Here is a 6,128-nt window from a genome sequence, read left to right on the forward strand (position 1 = left end):
CTGCAACTTGGCGCGCTTCTTCTTCGAATGAAAATGCCGAAAATGCGCATCCTGCGCCGCCGCCAACAACTCCCGATCCCCACGCGTATCGCCCCAGGCCCGTAGCCGATACTCGCCCAAATCCCCATACACCGCCTCAAGCCGCAGCACCTTGTTCTCACAACGGCAATTATTCCCCGTGAGCTTGCCCGTCAACACGCCGTCGACCACCTCAAGCTCAGTGCCAATCAATTTGATCCCCAGCCGATTCGCAAACGGCTGCAACACCAACGCCGGCGACGCCGAACACAGCGTCACCACCGCCCCGGACTTCACCTCATCTTCCACCGACTGCAAGCCCTTGGGACGCATCAACTTGGTCCAATAACGCTGGCAATACGCCTCAGCCTGCTGCTGCACCCACGCCTTCTCCACGCCCGTCATAAAGGTGCGGATCAACTGCGCCTTCAACTCATCCCGGCTGATCTGCTGCAGCAAAAAACGCAGCCCCGGCACGGCGAGTTTGACCATCCGGCCATAGAACTCGCCGGGGCCGAAGGCGAATTTGAGGAAGGGCACGAAACTGTCGTGGTGGGTGAGGGTGCCGTCGAAGTCAAAGACGGAAAGTACTTTGGCGTCGATGGGGCCGGCTTCGAGCATGTCTGGGTTCACGGGTGGTCCTTGATCGTTTGAAGCGGTTCTCATAACCGTGTGACTGGTGCCCACTGCATGGGTTCAGGTGGATAACGGCTATACAGTTCAGATCAGCCAGATAGTGATGTTGTGCTTTTACTGGCGATGATCAAGGGAGTTTACCCGGTCGGGCATAGGAATGAACGTCGGGAGGCATCCGGCATTGTTACAGCGCGGATTGGGAAATGTGTGTTGGTGATCCGCCCGAGCGTTGGCCCGGACGGGACATCTTCGGGATTTCAGCGTGTGGAATGGCCTGATGGCTGGAAAAACTCTGCCATCTTTTGAAACCAAGTCTTGCTCGGTGACGCGCGTCGGCGAGTCCTGTTGAGCAGTAGATATGGCATATCTCGTAACCGAATCCAGCCTTCATCCTGCCAATGCAGAAGGCTCAACGACATTTCGGGCCAATCAAGCAAGCTCAGCATTGGACGGTCTGTAGATCGTGGTTGATGCTTGTCACGCAATGTAGGCACAACTTGATGGGTCAACCATTCACGCAGCAAACGATGTCCTGGTGAGTAGTGGTACACCAGCAATGCATATACGCCGGATTCGCTGATCATCAGCATGTTCTCAGGCCGACCGTGATAGCAGATATCCAGTGTCTGCCGCTGATCCTCATCGAGCTTGCTCACCATTCGCTCAGCCAGATAAAGCCCCATCAGGCGACCAAGGTCGCGAGCGCAGAACCATGGTTGGTTCTCCAGCAGCAGGGCATGCATTTGCAGGTTTTGGCGAGTGAATACGGTAGGTTCATACATGGCACACCTCCGGCTCGGAGGGTGTTTGAGATGTGGTGCGGGTACTGCGAATGACCTTCGCAGATGATGCAAAGTATCCAGGCATTTCCGTTACCTCTGGTTGCTTTCTTAGGGCATGCGTTATGGGTGTCGGGAGCTAAGAAACCCACCAGAGACGGGCCGGACATATTCCCCTTTCGGGTCTTGTATTCGCCCACTCCCGACATAACGGGGATTTTTTCACAGGCGTAGAGAAACCGCTGGCGAAAAAAAGCCGCATGGCTGTCGGGTGCGGAGGACCGCTCTGGTTGAGGCGTTTCTTAGGCGCCGAGGTGAGAGGGTAGGTGGACGTATGGAGGCGGTCAAGCTTTGAAGATTGTTCATTCTATTTCAGTGGTGACGTGCTAACTGTCGAGCTTGGAGTCGAACATCTTTTTGATTTCAGTTTGCAGAGCATCTCTGTTTTTTGTCTGGCATTCCCAGATGATCGATACGCGCCAACCTGATGTTTCAAGAGCTCGCTGAGCCTTTGCATCTCTCTCAACGTTTTTAGCGAGCTTAGGCGACCAAAAATCCAGTCTGCTTTTAGGTGTGTACGCGTATTTGCAGTCAGGGTGCCTGTGCCAAAAACACCCGTGCACGAACAAACATAATCGATGCTTCGGGAATACCAAGTCCGGTGTCCCTGGTAGGTCCTTTCTGTGTAGGCGGTAGCGCAGCCCTAAATCATGACATGCAGATCTAACGATCATTTCGGGCTTGGTATTTTTTCCCTTAATTCTGGACATGTTCTGAGAACGTCGTTCTTGTGTGACGATGTCTGCACTCATTCGAGGTTTGCTCAATGAAGGTATCTTCTTAGACGAGGCAGGTCCTCGCCCCTGCTTTTGTAGATGTATTTCCTTTAGAAAATCTAGCAGGTTTTTCCAGCAGGAATCATTGCTACGTGGTTGTTATCCGCGTTTTCAAGTGTGATCAATGGTGCATTGATGTCATAATGACATCCTAAATTGCGATGGTATATGTGAGATCAGACTCGATACCCCTGTACTGTCGACGAGAGGTAGAGATACCTCTCGTCGGTTTGGCGCGTACTAACACCATCGCGCCCATCTCGTCAAATTAAGCGCCAACTGTCCGATATGCATGTCCAAGGCTCGAATGGTGGCACCGCTCTTCCTTTACGTGCGGATGACAAGTGGATATTGTGAATGGCATTGCGCCACTGTCGGCGGTTGATGATATTCAACATAAGTGTTTTTTTGATCATTTCACATCAAATCCAATCACTTTTCGTGAATCTCTTTTTTATGCCAACTTAGCAAGTTTTAGAGAACAGGATATGGACAAGGAGTCGACCCTGAAATCAGATATATGCATCCAACTCATTTTTCGAGTCGTCGTTGCGAGAGCGACCTATGAGGCGGAAACGTGGGTTTGTGGGCCGGTCCGTGGCTAATATGAACCCACTGTTCCGCATGGCAATTATTGCGGGGGTTGAGGTCGCAGTTAAGCTCCACATCGCGCGTGGCGATGATCTTGACGCGCGCGACAGGGGGGGAGCCACTCCCTTGATGTTGGCCTCTGCTCGAAGGAAAAAGGGTGTTGTACAGCTACTTTTGGCTGCTGGCGCAAAGCCTGAGCTGTTCGATCCAGAAGGCAAGGATGCTCTCGCATACGCAGAGAAGGCCGAATGCGCTCATTGTATCGCCCTGTTGAGAGAGGCTCTTGGTTCTAACGTTGCAGCGAATGAAACCTACGCATCCGACGAAGGTTTGCCTCTGACGAATGCGGAGATGGTGGCTCCTTTTCGCCCCGCGCTCTTGAGTGAATCGACGTATCACGAAGCAAAAGATGACGCGACTGAAGTGGCGGCTCACGAAGATGACTTAATCGGATTTGAGCACCATCCAGTTCTTGAACCCGCTATCCACGATGAGGTTTCTTGTCTTAATTCGTACGACCATATAGTCGTGACCATCGAGTTGGATGTGCGCTCAGATCACATCGACCTTGACGACGAGCCTCTCGATTTTGGGTTTGAGAGCGAATGGGTGGCGGAGGTCGAGACGACTGCTCCGAAGGGGGACGTAAATGTTGCCAAAGCAACTAGCGTGCTTCAACGAACTATAGGTCGGCACACGGCGATTGACACTGATATCGAGTGGGACGATATCGAGCTGTTTCTTCCAGAAAGGGCGCGTCCTCTAACGAGTGATGATAGTGAGGGCGTCCGTGGTTTGCTTTTTCGGGGGCTACGCGAGGGCACTGTATCGGAGACGTCTCTTATCGATGTATGTCGAGAGGCTGACATCTCCCGAAATCGCAATAAAGAAGCTGAACATCTGCTGACTTTTGTTTTGGGCGATCTCGGCATAGTGATCGATGAGTGGACTGGGTTGGCGGAGCAGTCGGATCTTCTCGACCCAAAAGCTGACGAAGAGCAAAGGCTATCAGAGGCCTTAGAGTTTGTGGAGGACCTAGCGTCAGGTCGGAACGAGCCGCTTAGATTCTATGTAAAGGGATTGAAAAAAGACCTGCTCCAAGCAGCAGAGGAAATCGCTTTGGGCAGGGAGATGGAGGATGCAAGAAGCCAGGCATTAGATGCTTTATCTTGTTGGCCCCTAGGTCTGAGTTTCATTTTTGATGCCGCCGAGAAGGTAAGCCGCGGAGAAGTAGATCATGAAGCTTTTACCTCTCGAAATGATGTTGTCGGCGAGAATATCGACGAGAGCTTCAGTGATGTGTCGTCCGTTGATAAGGTCGAACTCGATGAAGATAAATTCGGACTCGACCCAGACGCAGCGGCATTTGTATCGGCTGTTTCGGCGGCGCGCTCCGCCGGAAATAATTCGATAAAGGTCCGTGATGCACTTGTGGCGGCCAGTCTTTGCCGATGTTTCCTGCTCGAACTATCGAGGAAGGCTGACTGCGATTCAGCAGGTAGAGACCTCTCGTCTGCAGTTCGGCGCGAAGAAGTCGCACGGGAAAGGATGACTCTCTCCAATCTTCGCTTGGTGCTTTCCATAGCCAAAAAATATTTATGGTCAGAACTTCCTTTTGACGATCTTGTGCAGGAAGGCAACATAGGTCTTATGAAGGCTGTTGAGCGCTTTGACTGGCGCAAGGGATTTAGATTTTCCACCTATGCGACATGGTGGATTCGCCAGCAGATTTCGCGCGCAATCGCTAATACGGAGCGAGCGGTTCGGGTCCCCGTCCATATGCAAAGCTTGGCAAGAAGTACATTGCATGAGCGGGAGAAGTTCGAGGCTACGATCGGGCGTTCAGAAACCGAGCGTGAAACATCAAATCGAACGGGAATTGCCCTCGATAAGCTCAAGCTTCTTTTGACTGTTTCAGAGAAAGTCACCAGCTTGGATGTGCACCTTCAATGCACCTCTGCACCCTTGCTCGATTTCATGTTGGAGGAGGAGTCATCAGACCCGGCGATGATTGCAGAAGCCGCTTCTCTTCGAGCTATTTTGCTCGACATGATTGGGGAACTTGACGAGCGTTCGGCCGAGGTGATTACCCTTCGGTTTGGTTTTGGTGAGGGCTTAGACGAAGCGATGACCTTGGAAGAGATTGGGCTCCGATTCGACGTAACACGCGAACGAATCCGGCAAATCGAGTCGAAAGCACTTCAAAAGCTACGTCACCCGATAAGGATGGAAAAGCTAGCTTCGCACTTGGGCGAGCACTTCGAGGTAAAGGAAACCCTCTATCCTGAAACCACGACAAAGAAGGCGATGGTTCAAATTACTGAGAATATCGGTCAAGTCGAGCCTCATCGATCGGTACTCGAGGATTTGGCGTCTGCTCACCAGGTCTTGAGTAAAGATTCGATTTCCCCGTCTCCGGTAGCGGCAAGTGCCGTTCCTCTCAATACCCAGCTTTCCGATCTCATGAATGAGGCCAGCGCTCTTGGCATTACCGTCGAAGAATAAGGTTTGGATGATTACCGGATTCGCTTATTGCTACCAGCAAAGCCAGATGCGCAGGTTCGTAAAATTGCTCGCAGAATGTTTGACATCGATCTTACACTTTTCTCTGGAACTACTTACGCCAAATGAACGAACGCACTAGGTATGCCCCGCCGCGAGCCGGCGCGATGCTGGAAGCCCTACGTGGTCTCGGATACTCGACTGCTGCAGCTTTGGCTGATGTGATTGATAACGGTGTCTCTGCCGGTGCGTCAGAAGTGCATGTGACGTTTGACTGGGATGGTGAGAGAAGTCGAATTTCCATACTGGACAACGGACGAGGCATGGACGATTCGGAGTTAGAGGAGGCAATGACGCTTGGCGTCAAAAATCCTCTCGATGACCGCGCGCCTAATGATCTCGGTCGTTTTGGGATGGGCTTAAAAACCGCATCCTTTTCGCAGTGCCGCTGTCTCACTGTTGCGTCTAAGCAGATAGGTGGCCCAGTTTCATGCTTGCGTTGGGATCTAGACGCTATTGCCGCATCTACGGATGTTGGATGGAGGATGTTTGAAGGGGCCGCCCGGGGCTCCGAAGCATTCGTCGATCCGGTCAATGCGCTCCGCTCCGGGACAATAGTCCTCTGGGAGCAGTTGGATCGAGTCGTCACGCTAGGCTATACCCTCGATCACTTCGCTGACTTGGTAGACGATATTGAATTACGTGTGGCCATGGTTTTTCATCGTCTCTTAGAAGGGCCTAGCCCTGTTATTCGGCTATTCCTTAA

General features: G+C 52.1%; 6 protein-coding genes. 3 read left to right on the forward strand and 3 right to left on the reverse strand.

Features of this window, described 5'->3' with window-relative positions; all coding sequences use genetic code 11:
* The 3 genes from FEM54_RS22030 to FEM54_RS22040 form a co-directional block, all read right to left on the reverse strand.
* Window positions 1–639 (reverse strand): HAD-IB family hydrolase (locus FEM54_RS22030; protein WP_138453019.1); only part of this gene is annotated, 639 nt, incomplete at its 3' end.
* A gap of 272 nt (window positions 640–911) precedes the next feature.
* The gene (locus FEM54_RS22035) at window positions 912–1,436 is read right to left on the reverse strand and encodes a BRO-N domain-containing protein (protein WP_138453008.1); all 525 of its coding nucleotides are present in this window, start codon (window positions 1,434–1,436) and stop codon (window positions 912–914) included.
* Between the two features lie 383 nt (window positions 1,437–1,819).
* Entirely contained in the window at window positions 1,820–2,245 is a 426-nt protein-coding gene (locus tag FEM54_RS22040; RefSeq protein WP_138453010.1) for a very short patch repair endonuclease, read from the reverse strand.
* 368 nt (window positions 2,246–2,613) lie between these two features.
* Here FEM54_RS22040 and FEM54_RS22045 point away from each other — a divergent pair, with 368 nt between their 5' ends.
* The 3 genes from FEM54_RS22045 to FEM54_RS22055 all read left to right on the forward strand — a co-directional run.
* Entirely contained in the window at window positions 2,614–2,874 is a 261-nt protein-coding gene (locus tag FEM54_RS22045) for a hypothetical protein (protein ID WP_138453013.1), read from the forward strand.
* Window position 2,875: 1 nt separating this feature from the next.
* Window positions 2,876–5,365: a sigma-70 family RNA polymerase sigma factor gene (locus tag FEM54_RS22050; RefSeq protein ID WP_171045881.1), complete on the forward strand. Its 2,490-nt coding sequence runs from the start codon at window positions 2,876–2,878 to the stop codon at window positions 5,363–5,365.
* A 164-nt stretch (window positions 5,366–5,529) separates the two neighbouring features.
* Window positions 5,530–6,128, forward strand: a 599-nt coding sequence (locus FEM54_RS22055) for an ATP-binding protein (protein ID WP_240792782.1), incomplete at its 3' end; no start/stop codon positions are given.

The sequence above is a fragment of the Pseudomonas edaphica genome (assembly GCF_005863185.1).
GTDB lineage: Bacteria > Pseudomonadota > Gammaproteobacteria > Pseudomonadales > Pseudomonadaceae > Aquipseudomonas > Aquipseudomonas edaphica.